Here is a 337-nt window from a genome sequence, read left to right as displayed (position 1 = left end):
GGCCACGCCGCGCAGGTGCTGGGGGACATCGAGGCCCGACTGGAGCAGGTGCGCGGCTGGTGGAAGGCCCATGCCGAGGGCAAGCCCGTCCCCGAGGCGCCCGACCGGGACTTCTTGGGTCGAGCGTTGGTGGGCGGCCTGGACATCGCTGAAGACGCCAACCGGGCCCTCGAACGGTGGCAGGGCTGCCTCGACCTGCTCGAGGAGACGGAGCGGACCAAGAGGGAACGGGGGGAGAGTCAGCACGAGCTGGCGTGCACGCGTTTCAACACGTACGGCCCGCTGCTGTCGTTGGGGCGGCTGGAGGAGGCCCAGCGCGTGCTGGAGGGCTGCCTGG

1 protein-coding gene is annotated in these 337 nt (G+C 71.5%); it reads left to right on the top strand.

Going from position 1 to position 337, the window contains the following annotated elements:
• Window positions 1-337: hypothetical protein (locus OEB96_RS00185; RefSeq protein WP_266213354.1), on the top strand; the 337-nt coding region annotated here is incomplete at both ends.

It is taken from the genome of Paraliomyxa miuraensis, from assembly GCF_026337845.1.
GTDB lineage: Bacteria > Myxococcota_A > Polyangia > Nannocystales > Nannocystaceae > Paraliomyxa > Paraliomyxa miuraensis.
Note: the sequence above shows the minus strand (reverse complement) of the source record. Positions and strands in the feature narration are given on the sequence as shown.